Origin of the sequence: Arcanobacterium hippocoleae (genome assembly GCF_040360365.1) — a bacterium.
GTDB lineage: Bacteria > Actinomycetota > Actinomycetes > Actinomycetales > Actinomycetaceae > Arcanobacterium_A > Arcanobacterium_A hippocoleae_A.
Genome location: NZ_CP136412.1, coordinates 791,760 through 809,838 on the forward strand (window position 1 = coordinate 791,760; position 18,079 = coordinate 809,838).

The window sequence follows — 18,079 nt, forward strand, 5'->3', positions numbered from 1 at the left end:
GTTACTAATCACTTCGCCTTCTCGATAATCTCAACCACGCGGAAGTGCTTGGTTGCAGATAACGGTCGGGTTTCCATGATGCGTACTAAATCGCCTACACGAACCTCATTTGATTCGTCATGGGCTTTAACTCGCCGAGTGCGGCTCATAACCTTGCCGTAAAGCGCATGCTTCCGATGGTCTTCAACCTCAACTACGACGGTCTTATCCATTTTGTCACTAACCACGTATCCGCGCTCTACCTTTCGGTGATTACGCACTGTGGTTTGAGTCATTTCTTCGCTCACGTTAGGCCTCACTTCTTAGCCGACTTCTGAGAAGTCGGAGCGGTACGAATATTGAGCTCTCGCTCGCGGGCAATGGTGTAAATGCGTGCAATGTTGCGGCGCACTTCCTGCAATCGGCCGGAGTCCTCAAGTCGGTGAGTAACAGCCGAGAAACGAAGATTGAACAATTCTTCTTTCGATTCCTTCAGCTTCTGTGCAAGCTCTGCATCAGTGAGCTTATCAAGCTCTGCAGTGGTAATCCCCTTAGCCATTATTCACCATCCTCTCGAGTAACAATACGTGCTTTCAATGGGAGTTTGTGCATCGCGCGAAGCAATGCGCCGCGTGCGAGTTCATCGGAAACACCGCTTAACTCGAACAGCACTCGACCGGGCTTAACATTAGCGACCCAGGTTTCAACCGGACCTTTACCAGAACCCATACGCAAACCAAGAGCTTTCTTAGTGAGCGGACGGTCTGGGAAGATGTTAATCCAAACTTTACCGCCGCGCTTCACGTGACGAGTCATTGCGATACGAGCAGCTTCAATTTGGCGATTGGTAACATATGCCGGCTCAAGTGCCTGCAGACCGTATTCACCAAAAGCGAGCTCATTTCCGCCTTTAGACATACCGTGGCGATCGGGACGATGCTGCTTCCGGTATTTTGTACGACGTGGAATAAGCATTTAACTTAAGCCTCCGTTTTCTCAATAGTAGCCGCAGCTGCTCCTTGCGGAGCTGCTTCAGCTGCCGTTGCATTAGCTGGAGTTTCCTGCGCAGCTGCCTGCTGTGTGTTTCCACGCTGTCCTCCGCGCGAATTACGGTTCCCGCGGCGGCCACGGCGTTCTCCGCGGTTCCCGCGAGCACTGCGATTGCCTTCAGTCAGCTGACGGTAATACTCTTGGTCGGTAATATCACCGCGGTAAATCCAAACCTTTACACCAATCTGACCGAAAGTGGTCCGAGCTTCGTAGAAGCCGTAATCGATGTTTGCACGAAGGGTGTGCAAAGGCACACGACCTTCACGGTAGAATTCGGCACGTGACATTTCGGCACCGCCGAGACGTCCGGAACACTGAATTCGAATTCCCTTTGCTCCTGCGCGCTGTGCTGATTGCATTGCTTTGCGCATTGCACGGCGGAATGAGACGCGAGCAGACAGCTGCTCGGCAACGCCTTGTGCAACAAGCTGTGCGTCAGCTTCGGCGTTCTTCACCTCGAGGATGTTAAGCTGCACGGATTTACCGGTGAGCTTTTCAAGATCCTGTCGGAGACGGTCAGCTTCCGCACCGCGGCGACCAATCACAATACCCGGACGAGCAGTATGAATATCAACTACTACCCGCTCAGTACGGCGTTCGATATTCACACGTGAAATCCCCGCACGCTCAAGATTCTTCTCCATCAACCGGCGAATTTTAATATCTTCACCAAGGTAATCAGCGTAACGCTGCCCCGCTTTGGTGGAATCAGCGAACCACTTTGAGCGGTGTTCGGTGGTGATGCCGAGACGGAATCCGGTTGGGTTTACTTTCTGTCCCACGATCAGGCCTCCTTCTCGTTCTTACCATCGCTGACAACCACTGTAATGTGGCTTGAGCGCTTGAGGATGCGATTCGCACGGCCCTGAGCACGCGGCTGAATTCGCTTCATAGTTGGTCCTTCGTCAACGTATGCAGCTGAAATAACAAGTTCAGCTTCATCAATACGCGATCCTGCCTGATCAGCAGCATAACGTGCGTTCGCAATCGCGGATTCAACAATTTTCTTTACGTCTAGAGCCACAGCTTGTGGTGCATACTGCAGCATGTCGACGGCATCCAGTGCACGCTTACCGCGGATTTCGTTTACCACGCGGCGCGACTTCTGGGGCGTGACGCGCACAAATCGTGCCTGCGCCTTAGCTTCCATAATTTTGCCTATCTCTTTCTCGTGCTGCGCGCCTTAGCGGCGACGGCCCTTTTATCTTCCTTGACGTGTCCCTTGAAAGTACGAGTCGGTGCGAATTCGCCCAACTTGTGACCCACCATGGACTCCGTTACGAACACCGGCACATGCTTGCGGCCATCATGGACAGCAAACGTGTGACCGAGGAAGTCTGGAGTGATCATTGATCGACGGGACCAGGTCTTGATTACGTTCTTTGTACCCTTTTCGTTTTGCTCGTCAACCTTCTTGTAAAGGTGTTCGTCAACGAATGGGCCTTTTTCAAACTACGCGGCATTACTCATATCCTCCTGATCAGCGCTTCTTACCAGTCTTGCGACGGCGAACAATGAGCTTGTCGCTGTGCTTATTTGGATGGCGGGTACGGACTTCTTTCTGGCCCCAAGGCGAAACTGGGTGACGGCCGCCGGAAGTCTTTCCTTCACCGCCGCCGTGCGGATGGTCAACCGGGTTCATTACCACACCGCGAACGGTCGGACGGACGCCCTTCCAACGCATTCGGCCAGCTTTGCCCCAGTTGATGTTTGATTGTTCAGCATTTCCAACTTCACCAACGGTTGCGCGGCAGCGTGCGTCTACATTGCGGATTTCACCAGACGGCATCCGCAGCTGTGCAAGCTTGCCTTCCTTTGCAACGAGCTGTACCGAAGCACCGGCTGAACGTGCAATTTTCGCACCGCCGCCAGGACGAAGCTCAACAGCGTGAATCACGGTACCAACTGGGATGTTCCGCAGCGGAAGATTATTTCCGGGCTTGATATCAGCACTTGGACCGTTTTCAACAATCATCCCTTGCTTTAGATTTTCCGGAGCAAGAATATAGCGCTTTTCACCGTCGACGTAGTGCAGCAAAGCAATGCGTGCAGTACGGTTCGGATCGTACTCGATATGCGCAACACGTGCATTTACTCCGTCTTTATCATTCCGACGGAAGTCAATTACACGATACTGACGCTTGTGTCCGCCGCCCTTGTGGCGGGTTGTAATGCGCCCGTTGTTGTTGCGGCCACCAGTCTTGTGAAGTGGGCGAAGTAGCGATTTTTCCGGAGTTGACCGGGTGATTTCAACGAAATCTGCTACGCTCGCACCGCGTCGACCTGGAGTGGTCGGCTTGTACTTACGAATTCCCATGAGATCTTATTCCTCAATTATCCTCGGAGGCTTATCCTACGATATCGCCGTAAATATCAATCGTACCCTCGCGAAGCGTCACAATTGCGCGCTTCGTGTCTTTACGACGACCGATACCATTGCGGGTGCGGCGGGTTTTACCTGCACGATTCATCGTGTTTACAGAAGCAACCTTGACACCGAAAATAGCTTCAATAGCAAGCTTAATTTCAGTTTTGTTTGCATCTTTTGCAACGAAGAACGTATATTTGCCTTCGTCCTCAAGACGTGTAGCTTTCTCAGATGCCAAAGGCGCGAGAATTACGTCGCGAGGATCTTTATTTTTAGTGCTGCAATTTCGGAAGTCACTTCGTCTCCTCCTTGGTGTTTGCACCGATCCAGAGTTTGAGTGCAACTTCGCTGAAGATTACATCGTCTGCGCAGAGCACATCGTATGTGTTCAACTGGTCGACATAAAGCAAATGAACTTCTGGAATGTTCCGAAGCGAAAGCACATCAGTATCATCTCCGCGGTTCAGCACAACAAGCGCACGGCGGCCTGCATTAACTTTACCGAGCAGTGAAAGAGCAGCTTTTGTTGACGGTGTTTCTCCGTCGACAAAGCCTTTCACCACGTGAAGACGCTCATTGCGTGCACGATCCGAAAGTGATTGACGCAAAGCTGCAGCAATCATTTTTTCGGTGTCCGCTGTGAATAATCACGCGGTGTCGGACCGTGGACAATACCGCCGCCAGTGAAGTGCGGAGCACGAATCGAACCTTGACGGGCCCGACCGGTTCCCTTTGCTTGAACGGCTTAACACCGCCGCCGCGCACTTCGCCGCGGGTCTTTGTTTTGTGTGTACCCTGGCGTGCAGCAGCAAGCTGTGCATTCACTACTTGGTGCAGCAATGCGGTGTTTGCGTCAACGTCAAAAAGCGCTGCAGGAAGGGTCGCACTGCCAGCTTTTTCGCCAGCGTAGTCGAGAATATCAACCTTGAAGTCTGCCATATATATCAGGCTCCCTTCACAGCAGTACGAATCATCACGACGCTGCCCTTGTGACCTGGGAGAGCGCCCTTTACGAGAATTAGCTCATTCTCAGTGTCAATTGCATGAATTGTCAGATTCTGGGTGGTGACACGCGCATTTCCCATTCGGCCTGCCATCCGCATCCCGCGGAAAACACGCGAAGGAGTAGCACATGCACCAATTGAACCTGGCTTCCGGTGATTGCGGTGTGCACCGTGCGATGCTGAAACGCCTGCGAAACCGTGACGTTTCATTACACCGGCGAACCCTTTACCTTTCGAAGTACCAATTGCGTCAATAACCTGACCTGCTTCGAAAGTTTCTACACCGAACTCCTGACCCAGCGTATATTCGCCAGCATCAGACGTACGAACTTCAGCAACGTGACGGCGCGGAGAAACTCCGGCCTTTGCAAAATGACCGGCAAGCGGCTTGGTCACGTTCTTATTCTTCAGCTCACCAGAAGCAATCTGGAGCGCTTCATAACCGTCAACCTCAGTGGTACGAACCTGGGTGACTACATTTTTTCCAACTCGCACAACAGTAACCGGAACGAGCTTTGCATTCTCATCCCAAACTTGTGTCATGCCGAGCTTGGTGCCGAGCACAGCCTTTACCGGCTTGGCTGCAGCAGCTGCTTGGATGTTCTTTACCATAATGCGTTACCTCAGAGCTTGATTTCTACGCTAACGTCAGCCGGTAAATCCAGGCGACGCAGAGTGTCAATTGTCTTCAGGGTCGGATCGACAATGTCGATAAGTCGCTTATGCGTACGCATTTCAAATTGTTCGCGACTATCCTTATATTTGTGGGGCGAGCGAATGACTGTAAAAACGTTCTTTTCAGTCGGAAGCGGCACTGGCCCTACAACCGATGCACCTGTCCGGGTAACTTCGTCGACGAGCTTTTTCGCTGCACTGTCGATGACCTCATGGTCATAAGACTTCAGACGGATGCGGATTTTTGTCCCGCCATGGCGTCGTCTCCCTCTCTTATATTCCGTGGCCACACCGAAACCCGCATTCGGGCGTGTCGCGCTCATTTGGAAGTAACAACGAAAGCCCTATGCAGTTTTGAGTAGCCTTTGAATGTACCGAAGTGCTTTTGCAACTTCGGCCAAGCTTCGCTCGGCGTTCCCGAGCAACTCATCTAGTATGTCAAAACATGGACACATCTGCAAGATATAACCATGATAGGTGGTACACTGCACAAGAAAATTTAGAGCCCCGAACCTTTTGATTCGGAGCTCTAAAAGTTAGTCAGTTACTGATTCTTTAAGTAATCAATAATTACTTAATCACCTTGGTCACACGACCTGAACCAACGGTACGGCCGCCTTCGCGGATTGCAAAGCCAAGACCTTCTTCCATTGCGATCGGCTGAATCAGCTCAACAGTGATGGTGGTGTTATCACCAGGCATAACCATTTCGGTACCTTCTGGAAGGGTGATTACACCGGTAACATCCGTGGTCCGGAAGTAGAACTGCGGACGGTAGTTGGAGAAGAACGGATTGTGACGGCCGCCTTCTTCCTTCTTCAGCACGTACACCTGACCTTCGAATTCGGTGTGCGGGGTGATGGTGCCCGGCTTAGCCACAACCTGACCGCGCTCAACTTCATCACGCTTGGTGCCGCGAAGCAGAAGACCGCAGTTTTCGCCTGCGTCTGCGTGATCCATCTGCTTGTGGAACATTTCGATACCGGTAACGGTGGTCTTCTGCGGCTCACGAATACCGAGGATTTCGACTTCCTCGTTGAGGTTAAGCATACCGCGCTCAACACGGCCGGTAACCACAGTACCGCGGCCGGAGATGGTGAAGACGTCTTCAATCGGCATCAGGAATGGCTTGTCAAGATCGCGAACCGGATCGTCGAAGTAGGTGTCAACAGCGTCCATCAATTCTTCGATTGACTTAACCCACTGCTCTTCACCCTGAAGCGCCTGGTAACCGGAAATTTGTACAACTGGAGCGTTATCGCCGTCGTATCCATTGTCGGTCAGGAGATCGCGGATTTCCATTTCGACAAGTTCAATCATTTCTGGATCGTCAACCATGTCGCACTTGTTCAATGCAACGATGATCTGCGGCACGCCCACCTGACGCGCAAGCAGCACGTGCTCGCGGGTCTGAGCCATTGCACCGTCGGTAGCAGCAACCACGAGGATTGCGCCGTCCATCTGTGCAGCGCCGGTAATCATGTTCTTGATGTAATCGGCGTGGCCTGGAGCGTCAACGTGTGCGTAGTGACGCTTTTCGGTCTGGTATTCAACGTGAGCAACGTTAATCGTAATACCGCGCTCACGTTCTTCCGGAGCGTTATCGATGTTCTCGAAAGCTGTTACCTCATTGAGATCTGGGTACTTTTCTGCGAGAACTTTTGTAATTGCAGCGGTCGTGGTGGTCTTACCGTGATCCACGTGACCGATGGTGCCGATGTTCATATGCGGCTTGGACTTATCATACTTGGCCTTGGCCACTTGTGCCCTCCTGGGACTCGGGTAGTGTCTTTCAGCTTGTCAGTTTCGAAACCGAAGCAAAAGTGCTGATTTCAAACCTTAACGGATTGAGTTTAACACTTCTGCAGGCTTAGCGAAAACATGGCTAAGTGAAATCCTACTGGTTGAATTGTTTTCTGTAAATTTAACCTGTTGGCTCACTCGCCACGGGTCTTAGAGATGATTTCGTCGGCAACAGCCTTCGGAACCTCTTGGTACTTTGCGAACTGCATGGTGTACACCGCACGACCCTGCGTCTTTGAACGCAAATCGCCGACATAACCAAACATCTCGGAAAGTGGTACGTGCGCACGGACAATCTTCACGCCCGTTGCATCCTCCATTGAAGCAATCTGACCGCGGCGAGAATTAAGATCGCCAATCACATCGCCCATGTACTCTTCCGGAGTACGAACTTCAACGTCCATTACTGGTTCAAGAATGACCGGGTTAGCACGTTTTGCTCCCTCGCGGAATACCATCTGACCAGCAATCTTGAACGCCATTTCCGAAGAATCGACATCATGATATGCGCCGTCTTCCAAAGTTGCCTTCACGCCGACCATTGGGAAGCCTGCCAGCACGCCATTCTCCATTGCTGCTTGAATACCGGCATCAACTGACGGAATGTATTCGCGCGGAACACGACCGCCGGTAACAGCATCAACGAATTCGTAGGTGGTGCCTTCTTCGTTCTCCTCCAGCGGTTCGAACGTTACAAGCACCTTTGCGAACTGACCGGAACCACCGGTTTGCTTCTTGTGGGTGTACTCAATACCCTTTGCAGCCTTCCGAATTGTCTCACGGTACGCAACCATTGGCGCACCGACATTCGCCTCGACCTTAAACTCGCGGCGCATCCGGTCTACAAGCACATCAAGATGCAGCTCGCCCATACCGCCAATAACAGTCTGACCAGTCTCGTTATCAAGCTTCACCGTGAAGGTTGGATCTTCTTCCGCAAGCTTTTGAATCGCAATACCGAGCTTTTCCTGATCGCCTTTCGACTTCGGCTCAATTGCGACATGAATCACTGGATCCGGGAAAGTCATCGACTCCAAGGAAATTGGATGAGCCTGATCGCACAAGGAATCTCCGGTGCCGGTTTCTTTCAAACCAACCACAGCATAAATATGCCCTGCGTGAGCAGTATCTACCGGATTTTCCTTATTTGCATGCATTTGGAAAATCTTTCCGATACGTTCTTTCTTTCCCTTGGTCGCATTCTGTACCTGCGCACCTGCATCAATCTTTCCGGAATACACGCGGATGAAGGTGAGCCGGCCGAAGAACGGGTGAACCGCAATCTTAAATGCGAGCGCAGCAAACGGCTCTTTTTCAGAAGGTTCGCGAGTGAGCTCTTCATCTTCATTTGCCGGGTTTACGCCTTTCACAGCACCGATATCAAGCGGTGATGGCAGGTAATCTACCACAGCATCGAGAACTGGCTGAATCCCGATATTCTTGTATGCGCTGCCGCAGAATACCGGATAAATCTCACCGTCGATAGTGAGCTTACGAATCTGCTGCTTCAATTCAGCAACGGAAATTTCTTCACCGCCGAAGAACTTCTCAAGAAGCGCATCGTCAGATTCAGCAACCTTTTCAATCAGCTTTTCGCGGTATTCCTCAGCCTGTTCAAGCATATCTTCCGGAATATCTTCTTCAACAACAACACTGCCCATAGTCTTGTTGCCTTTTTCGTCTTCTGCCGGGAAGCGGATTGCTTTCATCTTGAGCAGGTCAATAACACCGGAAAGTGTTGATTCTGCACCGATTGGCAGGGTCATTACAAGCGGCGTTGCATGGAGACGATCTTCAATCGTCTTCACTGAGAAGTAAAAATCAGCCCCCATCTTGTCCATCTTATTGATGAAGCAGATACGCGGCACATTGTATTTATCAGCCTGCCGCCAAACAGTTTCAGACTGCGGCTCTACGCCTTCTTTACCGTCGAATACTGCGACGGCGCCGTCAAGCACACGCAGAGACCGCTCCACCTCGACGGTGAAGTCAACGTGGCCGGGGGTGTCGATGATATTAACTTGGTGATTCTTCCAGAAAGAAGTCACAGCAGCGGACGTAATCGTAATACCGCGTTCTTTCTCCTGCTCCATCCAGTCAGTAGTGGAGGCGCCGTCGTGAGTTTCACCAATCTTGTAGTTGATACCCGTGTAGAACAGGATACGTTCGGTAACGGTGGTTTTACCCGCATCAATATGCGCCATAATCCCGATATTCCGAACCTTAGTGAGGTCAGTAAGCACTTCGTGTGCCATTGAGAACTCTTTTCTTTTTCTCGGCTGCGCATATTTTTGCCCAGCCTGCGTTTTACACTGCGAATTACGCTGAAATTACCAGCGGTAGTGTGCGAATGCGCGGTTCGATTCAGCCATGCGATGCATGTCTTCACGACGCTTCACTGCTGCACCAAGACCATTAGCAGCATCCATGATTTCATTCTGGAGCCGTTCAAGCATGGTGTTCTCACGGCGCTGGCGGGAGAAATCTACAAGCCAACGAAGAGCGAGGGTGTTTGCACGACCCGGCTTAACTTCCACCGGAACCTGGTATGTTGCACCGCCGACACGGCGGGACTTTACTTCAAGCTGCGGCTTAATGTTATCCAGAGCGCGCTTCAAAACTGCAAGCGCATCCTGACCGGTCTTTTCAGCCACTGCATCAAGTGCACCGTAAACAATCCGCTCTGCAGTGGACTTCTTACCGTCAAGGAGGACTCGGTTAATAAGCTGGGTAACGATTGTAGATCCGTGGACTGGATCTGCAATCAATGGGCGCTTCCGCGCCGGACCTTTACGTGGCATTACTTCTTCTCCTTCTTCGCACCGTACTTCGAACGTGCCTGAGCACGGTTCTTTACGCCCTGCGTATCAAGAGCGCCGCGGACGATGTGGTAACGAACACCAGGAAGATCTTTCACACGACCGCCGCGGACGAGCACGATGGAGTGCTCTTGGAGGTTGTGACCTTCGCCTGGAATGTATGCCGAAACTTCGATTCCGGAAGACAGACGCACACGAGCGACTTTCCGAAGAGCTGAGTTCGGCTTCTTCGGAGTGGTGGTGTAAACGCGAGTGCAAACTCCGCGGCGCTGAGGGCTTGCCTTCAACGCCGGCGTATTGGAGTGACTCGCCTTGCTTGAGCGGCCCTTACGAACCAGCTGCTGAATAGTAGGCACTATTTCTCCTGTGTAACTATGCGATATTAGCTAACTTACCCGCTGCTTGAAGCGTTTTACTTCCAGCCTGTGCTTAGGAATTCACCGTTCTTCCTCGCGTCCGTGCGTCTTTCCTCTAATAGAAACACGGCCAAAAATGCAACTATCGCCGCGCGATTAGAAAAGCAACGTGAAAGACACCGAAACGGGCACCATGTTTAAGGTTAACTAATATTCGCTTTCACCGTCAAAGAAAGAAGCGAGATTGTGACGTGTTAGTCGCCAAAATCCCGCTTCTTCCGATAATTAACTTTTTCTGCGCAGCTTTAGAAATTTAATCCGTAACCATAACCGAGTGAAGAGTCATAGTCATCAAAACCGCCGTAACCGTAAATATCATCAAGCGCATCGAAATCGCGCGAAATGATATTGTTCAGCTGTTCATATTCGCTGCGTGCTGCCGGAGTCGGCTCGACTTTCAATCCGCGCAGCGTCTCCAAACCAGTGCCGGCTGGAATTAGCTTACCGAGAATCACGTTTTCTTTCAGACCTGCAAGCGGATCAGACTTGGCGTTAAGCGCAGCCTCAGTGAGCACCTTTGTCGTCTCCTGGAAAGATGCTGCCGAAAGCCAGGAATCTGTAGCCAAAGACGCCTTAGTAATACCCATTAGTTCCGGACGCCCAGATGCCGGCTTACCGCCTTCTGCAAGCGCTGCACGGTTCGCATCTTCAAACACCGAAACATCCACGAGCTCACCCGGCAGAAGCTTTGTAGAACCAGCTTCCAGCACAGTGACGCGCCGCAGCATTTGCCGGACGATAACCTCAATATGCTTATCGTGGATTTCCACACCCTGCGAACGGTACACATGCTGCACTTCCGAAACGAGGAACAGCTGTGCTGCACGGCGGCCGGAAATCCGCAAAACCTTCTTCGGATCAATCAAACCTTCGACGATCTGGGTTCCAACAGTAACATGCGATCCTTCTGGTACCAGCATCTTTGCGCGCTTACCGACGAGATAAACCAAATCCTCATCACCGTCGTCGCGTTTGATAATCAAACGGCGCGAACGTTCAAGATCTTCAACCTCAAGCCGGCCAGCAGCTTCCGCAATTGGTGCTTCACCCTTTGGTGTCCGGGCTTCAAAAAGCTCCTGCACACGCGGCAGACCCTGAGTGATATCTTCTGCGGAAGCAGCACCACCAGTGTGGAAGGTACGCATCGTCAGCTGAGTACCAGGTTCGCCAATGGACTGTGCCGAAACAATCCCGACGGCTTCGCCAATATCAACGAGCTTACCGGTAGCGAGTGAACGGCCGTAGCACTTTGCACAAGTACCGACACGGGAATTACAGGTCAAAACGGAACGTACCGTAATTTCCTTGATTCCTGCATCAATCAGCTTTTCAAGTGCAACATCACCAATATCGGTTCCTGCTGCAACTATCACATTTCCGGCAGCGTCAACAGCATCCTTGGCAAGAGTACGCGCAAAAACGGAAGTTTCAATATCTTCAGAGCGCGTTTCATTACCGTCGGCATCAGTGACAATAATTGGCTTCAGCAGACCGCGTGCGGTGCCGCAATCAGCTTCACGCACAATCACATCTTGCGCCACGTCTACAAGACGACGGGTCAGGTAACCGGATTCTGCGGTACGCAATGCGGTATCAGCGAGACCTTTGCGGGCACCGTGGGTCGCAGTGAAGTATTCGAGAGCGGAAAGACCTTCACGATAGTTTGAGGTAATCGGGCGCGGAATAATATCGCCCTTTGGATCAGCCACCAGGCCGCGCATCCCTGCCACCTGACGAATCTGCATCCAGTTACCGCGTGCACCGGAAGTCACCATGATGTTTACGTTGTTCCAGTCGTCGAACTGGTCACGCATTTCGTCAGCCACTTGGTCGGTTACTTCAGTCCACAGTTCCACCAAGTCGCGGCGGCGATCTTCATCGCGAATGTTGCCCTCTTGGTATTCCTGCTCGATCTTTGCGGCGCGCTTTTCGGCAGCTGCCAGAATTTCCGGCTTGTTTGCCGGAGTCTTCACATCGGAAACGGCAATCGTCACGCCGGAACGCCCGCCCCAGTAGAAGCCAGTATTCTTCAATGCATCAAGTGAAGCGCCAACTTCGACCTTTGAATACCGTTCTGCCAGCTCGTTCACAATAGCGCCAAGCACCTTCTTCCCCACCACTTCGTTAATGAATGGGAAAGCGGTCGGCAATGCGTCGTTAAATAAACAGCGGCCCAGCGAGGTTTCAAGAATCACAGCATCGCCTTCGGTGTATCCTTCCGGAGCTTGCCATCCGCGCGGCGGCACAATCTCATCGGCTTGGAACCGAATATGCACTAAAGAATTCAAATCAAGATCGCCGAGATCAGCTGCCATTTGCGCCTCTGCCACGGAGGTAAAGTACCGGCCTGCACCTTTTCCGTCTTCACGAAGCATTGTCAAATGGTAGAGACCAATAATCATATCCTGCGACGGGACAGTAACCGGGCGGCCATCAGACGGCTTTAAAATATTGTTTGCCGAAAGCATCAAAATCCGAGCTTCTGCCTGTGCTTCAACCGAGAGCGGGAGATGCACTGCCATCTGATCACCGTCGAAGTCGGCGTTGAATGCCGAGCAGACGAGCGGGTGCAGCCGAATCGCTTTTCCTTCAATCAGCTGCGGTTCAAATGCTTGAATCCCGAGACGGTGCAGCGTTGGTGCACGGTTGAGCAATACCGGATGCTCGCGAATTACTTCTTCGAGCACGTCAAAGACCTCATCATGCTGACGCTCGATGAGACGCTTTGCAGCCTTAATATTCTTTGCCAATTCGAGATCCACAAGCCGCTTTTGAACAAACGGCTTGAAGAGTTCGAGTGCCATCGTCTTCGGCAGACCGCACTGATGCAATTTCAGCGTCGGACCAACCACAATCACAGAACGGCCGGAATAATCCACACGCTTACCCAGCAAATTCTGCCGGAAACGCCCCTGCTTACCTTTGAGCATGTCGGAAATTGACTTCAGCGGACGATTTCCGGCACCTTGTACCGGACGGCCGCGGCGGCCATTATCGAAAAGCGCATCGACTGCTTCCTGCAGCATTCGCTTTTCGTTATTCACCATGATTTCCGGCGCATTGAGGTCAATCATGCGCTTCAAACGATTATTTCGATTGATTACCCGACGGTAAAGATCGTTCAGATCAGATGTTGCGAAACGGCCGCCGTCGAGCTGCACCATCGGACGCAAATCCGGCGGAATCACTGGAAGCGCATCAAGTACCATCGCCTCCGGTTTCGTACCTGAATGCAAGAACGCATTCACCACTTTGATTCGCTTCAATGCGCGGGTCTTGCGCTGCGCAGTTCCGGTTTCAATCTGTTCCAGCAAAGATTCATGCTCGGCTTGAAGATCGAAATTCTGCAGCCGCCGCTGCACAGCCTCTGCACCGCGGCAAGCGTGAAAATAATCACCCCAACGCAATTCCATTGCCCGATAAGCTTCTTCGTCGCCTTCTAAGTCGCCCACAGTAAGCTTGGTGAACTTATTCCAGACTTCTTCAAGACGCTCAATATCTTCGTCATATTGCCGCCGCACACGCTTGGTTTCTGCCTCTGCCGCGCGTTTAATCTTATTCCGCTCTGCCGGCGTCTTGGCAGCTTCCACTGCTTTCAAAGCAGCTTCTTCGGCTTTGAGCGCCTTTTCAATCTGCGCATCACGCTCTTGTTCAAGATTCTTCCGCTCAAGCTCGTATTCAGCGGTCAGCGTCGGCATATCGTCGTGACGGCGCTGGGCATCCACATCAGTGACCATATATGCAGCGAAATAAATGACTTTCTCAAGATCTTTCGGAGCAATATCCAAAAGATAACCGAGACGGCTTGGCACACCCTTGAAATACCAAATGTGGGTTACCGGTGCGGCAAGCTCAATATGCCCCATCCGTTCACGGCGCACTTTCGAGCGGGTGACTTCTACACCGCAGCGTTCACAGACAATCCCCTTATAACGCGGACGCTTGTATTTACCGCAGGCACATTCCCAATCACGGGTCGGACCAAAATTTGTTCACCAAAAAGACCGTCTTTTTCCGGCTTTAAGGTGCGGTAGTTGATTGTTTCAGGCTTCGTTACTGTGCCATGCGACCAGGAACGAATATCGTCAGACGTCGCCAACGAGATGTGGAGCTGATCGAAGAGATTAACGTCGAGCAAGATTCCTACTTCCGAAGTTTTTACGCCGAGGCTTTAATTCTTATCCTGCAGCTTGCCAAACGGCAGGCGTTTTCCGCTTGGCAAGCCGATATGCGCGGTTTAGAAATCCGCACCTGTCTGAAGATCTTCAAGACCTGTCTGAATTTGCGCAGATTGCGGGGCTTTGAAAGCATCCTCGTCAGTATCCTGCAAATTAATCGAGTTACCGACGGAGTCAAGCGCTTCCACATTTAAGCACAGCGACCGCATTTCTTGAATCAAGACCTTGAATGACTCGGGAATACCGGGCTCTGGGACGTTGTCGCCCTTCACGATTGCTTCATAAACTTTCACTCGGCCGACGGTGTCGTCAGACTTGATTGTGAGCATTTCCTGCAAAGTGTGAGCAGCACCGTATGCTTCAAGCGCCCAAACTTCCATTTCACCAAAACGCTGCCCGCCGAACTGGGCTTTACCGCCAAGCGGCTGCTGGGTGACCATCGAGTAAGGACCGGTGGAACGGGCATGAATCTTGTCGTCAACCAGATGGTGCAGCTTCAGCATATACATATATCCGACTGAAACTGGTTCCGGGAACGGTTCACCAGTACGGCCGTCGAAAAGACGTGCTTTACCTGCGGCGTTAACCATGTGATCACCGTCGCGGTTCGGCAAAGTACATTTGAACAGACCGTTTAATTCGTCGGAGAGCACACCGTCGAACACTGGTGTTGCAACGTTTTGCCGACCAGCGGTTTTTACTGCATTCTCTGGTAAACGCAAAGCCCATTCTTCACCGCGCTGGCGAGCTTCGGTAGCATCCCAGCCTTGTGCGGCAATCCAGCCCAAGTGCAGTTCGAAAACCTGACCGAGATTCATTCGGGAAGGCACACCAAGCGGGTTCAAAACAATATCCACCGGGGTACCGTCTTCCATAAACGGCATATCTTCAAGCGGAAGAATCCGTGAAATCACACCTTTATTCCCGTGCCGGCCGGCCATTTTGTCGCCAATTGTGATCTTGCGCCGCTGTGCGATATAAACACGCACGGTTTGGCGCACATCAGCCGCAAGCTCGTCGTGATTATCAGAGTTGAATTCTTTCACTCCGATCACGATGCCGGACTCACCGTGCGGCACACGCAGTGAGGTGTCGCGAACTTCTTTTGCCTTTTCACCGAAGATTGCCCGCAGCAGGCGTTCTTCGCTGGTAAGCTCAGTTTCGCCTTTCGGTGTAATCTTGCCGACAAGAATGTCTCCTGCGTTTACTTCTGCACCGATTCGGATAATGCCGCGTTCGTCGAGATGCGAAAGCGTTTCTTCCGACACGTTCGGGATATCGCGCGTAATTTCTTCCGGACCAAGCTTTGTATCGCGGGCATCTACTTCATGTTCTTCGATATGAATTGAAGTCAGAATATCTTCAGACTGGCAACGCTGTGAAAGGATAATCGCATCCTCGTAGTTGTATCCGTTCCATGCCATAAACGCGACAAGCAGATTCTGGCCAAGGGCAAGCTCACCGCCAGCGGTTGCCGGGCCGTCGGCGATTAACGAGCCGCGCTCTACACGGTCGCCTTCAGAAACTGCGACACGCTGATTGGTGCAGTTTCCTGGATTTGACCGTTCAAACTTGGTCAGTTTGTAAATCTTGTAAGTACCGTCATCTTGTGCGACATGTACCGCATCGGCACTTACTTCTGTCACTACACCTGCAGCTTCCGCAACAGTGGCATCACGGCCGTCGACCGCTACCCGCGCTTCCATACCGGTACCCACAAGCGGAGCAACCGGGCGAATCAGCGGCACTGCCTGACGCTGCATGTTCGCGCCCATCAGTGCGCGGTTTGCGTCATCGTGCTCAAGGAATGGAATCATTGCCGTACCGACAGAACACATCTGACGTGCAGAAACGTCCATGTATCCTACTTCTGCCGGCGGAACAAGCGCCGGTTCGCCGCCGGGGAGACGGACAAGAACTTCCTCGTCTACAAAGTTTCCGTTTTCGTCAACTTTTGCAGATGCCTGTGCTACTGCGTAACGATCTTCATCGGCTGCATCGAGATAATCAATCTGATCAGTAACACGGCCGTCAACAACTTTCCGGTACGGAGTTTCGATAAATCCGAATGCGTTTACCCGTCCATAAGACGCGAGCGAACCAATCAGACCAATGTTCGGACCTTCAGGTGTTTCAATCGGGCACATCCGGCCGTAGTGGGATGGATGCACGTCACGCACTTCCATTGATGCGCGGTCACGGGAAAGACCGCCCGGGCCAAGTGCAGAAAGACGACGGCGGTGGGTGAGACCAGCAAGCGGATTGTTTTGATCCATAAACTGGGAAAGCTGTGAAGTTCCGAAGAATTCCTTAATTGCTGCCACGATTGGACGAATATTAATTAAGGACGACGGTGTAATCGCTTCAGCTTCCTGCGTGGTCATGCGTTCGCGAACCATCCGATCAAGCCGGGAAAGTCCAGTGCGGACCTGATTTTGAATCAGCTCTCCTACTGCGCGAATCCGGCGGTTTCCGAAGTGGTCAATATCGTCGGTTTCGAGTACCACTTCGCGGCCGCCTTCGACGTTCACCAACTTCGCTTCGCCAGCATGCAATGCCAAAAGGTAACGAAGGGTTGCGATGATATCGTCAAGTTTCAGCTGGCGAACAGTTGGGTCAATTTCCAGCCCGAGCTTCTTATTAATCTTATAGCGGCCGACCTTAGTCAAATCGTAACGCTTGTTATTAAAGTAGAAGTTCTTCAGCAGATTCCGTCCAGCTTCTGCAGTTGGCGGTTCACCCGGACGAAGCTTGCGATAAAGATCTTGAAGCGCGCCCTCTTGGGTGTCAATTGTATCTTTTTCCAGAGTTTCAATCATCACTGGGAAATCCTTGAAAGTTTCCCGGATTTCAGATTCGGTCATTCCGAGCGCTTTCAGGAAAATAGTGACTGACTGCTTGCGCTTGCGGTCGATACGAACGCCGACAATATCTTTCTTGTCAATCTCAAATTCGAGCCATGCACCGCGTGATGGGATAATCTTTGTCGCATAAATGAGCTTGTCTGTGCCCTTATCGACGGCACGCTCAAAGTACACACCTGGAGAACGTACAAGCTGTGAAACAACCACACGTTCGGTTCCGTTAACGATGAACGTTCCCTGCGGAGTCATGATTGGGAAATCGCCAATGAACGTGGTCTGTGACTTAATTTCTCCAGTCTCGTAGTTTTGGAATTCTGCCGTCACATAAAGTGCAGCAGAATAGGTCATGTCTTTATCTTTGCACTCGTTAATCGAAGCTTTCTCATCTTCAAGGTGCGGATTTGAAAGCACAAGACCCATCGTATGAGCAGTGTTCTCAATCGGAGAGACTTCGTCAAAGATTTCTTCAAGCCCAGATTTTTCGCCGGGATGCTCAGCTCGCCATTCGTCTGATCCAATCAACCAGCCATAGGAAGCAGTTTGGAGCGAGAGTAAATCTGGCACCCCCAACGGTTCGGTGAGTTTGGCGAAAGATACGCGGTTTGGTACAAGCTTGCCGTCTTTTACTAACGGTTTTTCAATATTTGATGAGGTGCGCGAAGCAGCCAAAGGATTTTCCTTCCCTGAGTCCGGTAAGGCTTAAATTTTCCAGAATCTGCTTGTCGATCTTGGTTCCCTTGCTTATTGCATAATCCCGAGGTACTCAATCTGGCGAAGTTTCAACCAAAAGTACTCAATCAGAAGTATTAATAGCAAGTATCAACGTACAGACACTGCACAAATCTCAACTTTATCGAAATAGGGTAAACAAATCCAGCCCCAACCACTATGGAAGAGGTCACAACACCTATGATTTTCGTAAC

General features: G+C 51.5%; 14 protein-coding genes and 3 pseudogenes. All 17 read right to left on the reverse strand.

Annotated elements, in window-relative coordinates:
• Positions 1 to 8: 8 nt before the first annotated feature.
• Complete coding sequence (gene rpsQ, locus RQN30_RS04195; RefSeq protein ID WP_353061761.1) at positions 9 to 275, reverse strand: 30S ribosomal protein S17; 267 nt, start codon at positions 273 to 275, stop codon at positions 9 to 11.
• 20 nt (positions 276 to 295) lie between these two features.
• Positions 296 to 538, reverse strand: coding sequence for a 50S ribosomal protein L29 (rpmC, locus tag RQN30_RS04200; protein ID WP_353061387.1), 243 nt, complete (start codon positions 536 to 538; stop codon positions 296 to 298).
• Positions 538 to 954, reverse strand: a complete 417-nt coding sequence (gene rplP, locus RQN30_RS04205) for a 50S ribosomal protein L16 (RefSeq protein ID WP_353061388.1) — start codon at positions 952 to 954, stop codon at positions 538 to 540. The genes rpmC and rplP overlap by 1 nt, the downstream gene beginning before the upstream one ends.
• A gap of 5 nt (positions 955 to 959) precedes the next feature.
• The gene (gene rpsC / locus RQN30_RS04210) at positions 960 to 1,811 is read right to left on the reverse strand and encodes a 30S ribosomal protein S3 (protein ID WP_353061389.1); all 852 of its coding nucleotides are present in this window, start codon (positions 1,809 to 1,811) and stop codon (positions 960 to 962) included.
• A 2-nt stretch (positions 1,812 to 1,813) separates the two neighbouring features.
• Positions 1,814 to 2,179: a 50S ribosomal protein L22 gene (rplV, locus tag RQN30_RS04215; RefSeq protein ID WP_353061390.1), complete on the reverse strand. Its 366-nt coding sequence runs from the start codon at positions 2,177 to 2,179 to the stop codon at positions 1,814 to 1,816.
• A 33-nt stretch (positions 2,180 to 2,212) separates the two neighbouring features.
• Positions 2,213 to 2,492 (reverse strand): annotated as a pseudogene (gene rpsS / locus RQN30_RS04220) (30S ribosomal protein S19).
• Between the two features lie 17 nt (positions 2,493 to 2,509).
• Positions 2,510 to 3,346 carry a 50S ribosomal protein L2 gene (rplB, locus tag RQN30_RS04225; RefSeq protein WP_353061391.1) on the reverse strand — a complete coding sequence of 279 codons (837 nt, stop codon included), beginning with the start codon at positions 3,344 to 3,346 and terminating at the stop codon, positions 2,510 to 2,512.
• Between the two features lie 31 nt (positions 3,347 to 3,377).
• Positions 3,378 to 3,719 (reverse strand): 50S ribosomal protein L23, encoded by a 342-nt coding sequence (gene rplW / locus RQN30_RS04230; RefSeq protein ID WP_353061392.1) that lies wholly within the window; start codon positions 3,717 to 3,719, stop codon positions 3,378 to 3,380.
• Positions 3,691 to 4,336: pseudogene (gene rplD / locus RQN30_RS04235) on the reverse strand (50S ribosomal protein L4). The gene rplW and the pseudogene rplD overlap by 29 nt, the downstream one beginning before the upstream one ends.
• Positions 4,337 to 4,341: 5 nt before the next feature.
• Positions 4,342 to 5,013: a 50S ribosomal protein L3 gene (rplC, locus tag RQN30_RS04240; protein ID WP_353061393.1), complete on the reverse strand. Its 672-nt coding sequence runs from the start codon at positions 5,011 to 5,013 to the stop codon at positions 4,342 to 4,344.
• 11 nt (positions 5,014 to 5,024) lie between these two features.
• Positions 5,025 to 5,399, reverse strand: coding sequence for a 30S ribosomal protein S10 (gene rpsJ, locus RQN30_RS04245; protein WP_353061394.1), 375 nt, complete (start codon positions 5,397 to 5,399; stop codon positions 5,025 to 5,027).
• A 247-nt stretch (positions 5,400 to 5,646) separates the two neighbouring features.
• Positions 5,647 to 6,837 carry an elongation factor Tu gene (tuf, locus tag RQN30_RS04250; protein WP_353061395.1) on the reverse strand — a complete coding sequence of 397 codons (1,191 nt, stop codon included), beginning with the start codon at positions 6,835 to 6,837 and terminating at the stop codon, positions 5,647 to 5,649.
• Positions 6,838 to 7,013: 176 nt separating this feature from the next.
• Positions 7,014 to 9,134, reverse strand: a complete 2,121-nt coding sequence (fusA, locus tag RQN30_RS04255; protein WP_353061396.1) for an elongation factor G — start codon at positions 9,132 to 9,134, stop codon at positions 7,014 to 7,016.
• 75 nt (positions 9,135 to 9,209) lie between these two features.
• Complete coding sequence (rpsG, locus tag RQN30_RS04260; RefSeq protein WP_353061397.1) at positions 9,210 to 9,680, reverse strand: 30S ribosomal protein S7; 471 nt, start codon at positions 9,678 to 9,680, stop codon at positions 9,210 to 9,212.
• Positions 9,680 to 10,054, reverse strand: coding sequence for a 30S ribosomal protein S12 (gene rpsL, locus RQN30_RS04265; RefSeq protein ID WP_309957196.1), 375 nt, complete (start codon positions 10,052 to 10,054; stop codon positions 9,680 to 9,682). The genes rpsG and rpsL overlap by 1 nt, the downstream gene beginning before the upstream one ends.
• Positions 10,055 to 10,359: 305 nt before the next feature.
• Positions 10,360 to 14,252: pseudogene (locus RQN30_RS04270) on the reverse strand (DNA-directed RNA polymerase subunit beta').
• Positions 14,253 to 14,351: 99 nt separating this feature from the next.
• Positions 14,352 to 17,825, reverse strand: a complete 3,474-nt coding sequence (rpoB, locus tag RQN30_RS04275; protein WP_491608701.1) for a DNA-directed RNA polymerase subunit beta — start codon at positions 17,823 to 17,825, stop codon at positions 14,352 to 14,354.
• Positions 17,826 to 18,079: the final 254 nt, after the last annotated feature.

Coding starts and splice junctions, on each gene's coding strand:
- rpsQ (WP_353061761.1), bottom strand. CDS start 275: ATGACTCAAACCACAGTGCGTAATCACCGAAAGGTAGAGCGCGGATAC.
- rpsG (WP_353061397.1), bottom strand. CDS start 9,680: ATGCCACGTAAAGGTCCGGCGCGGAAGCGCCCATTGATTGCAGATCCA.
- rpsJ (WP_353061394.1), bottom strand. CDS start 5,399: ATGAGCGCGACACGCCCGAATGCGGGTTTCGGTGTGGCCACGGAATAT.
- rpmC (WP_353061387.1), bottom strand. CDS start 538: ATGGCTAAGGGGATTACCACTGCAGAGCTTGATAAGCTCACTGATGCA.
- rplP (WP_353061388.1), bottom strand. CDS start 954: ATGCTTATTCCACGTCGTACAAAATACCGGAAGCAGCATCGTCCCGAT.
- rplV (WP_353061390.1), bottom strand. CDS start 2,179: ATGGAAGCTAAGGCGCAGGCACGATTTGTGCGCGTCACGCCCCAGAAG.
- rplC (WP_353061393.1), bottom strand. CDS start 5,013: ATGGTAAAGAACATCCAAGCAGCTGCTGCAGCCAAGCCGGTAAAGGCT.
- rplB (WP_353061391.1), bottom strand. CDS start 3,346: ATGGGAATTCGTAAGTACAAGCCGACCACTCCAGGTCGACGCGGTGCG.
- fusA (WP_353061396.1), bottom strand. CDS start 9,134: ATGGCACACGAAGTGCTTACTGACCTCACTAAGGTTCGGAATATCGGG.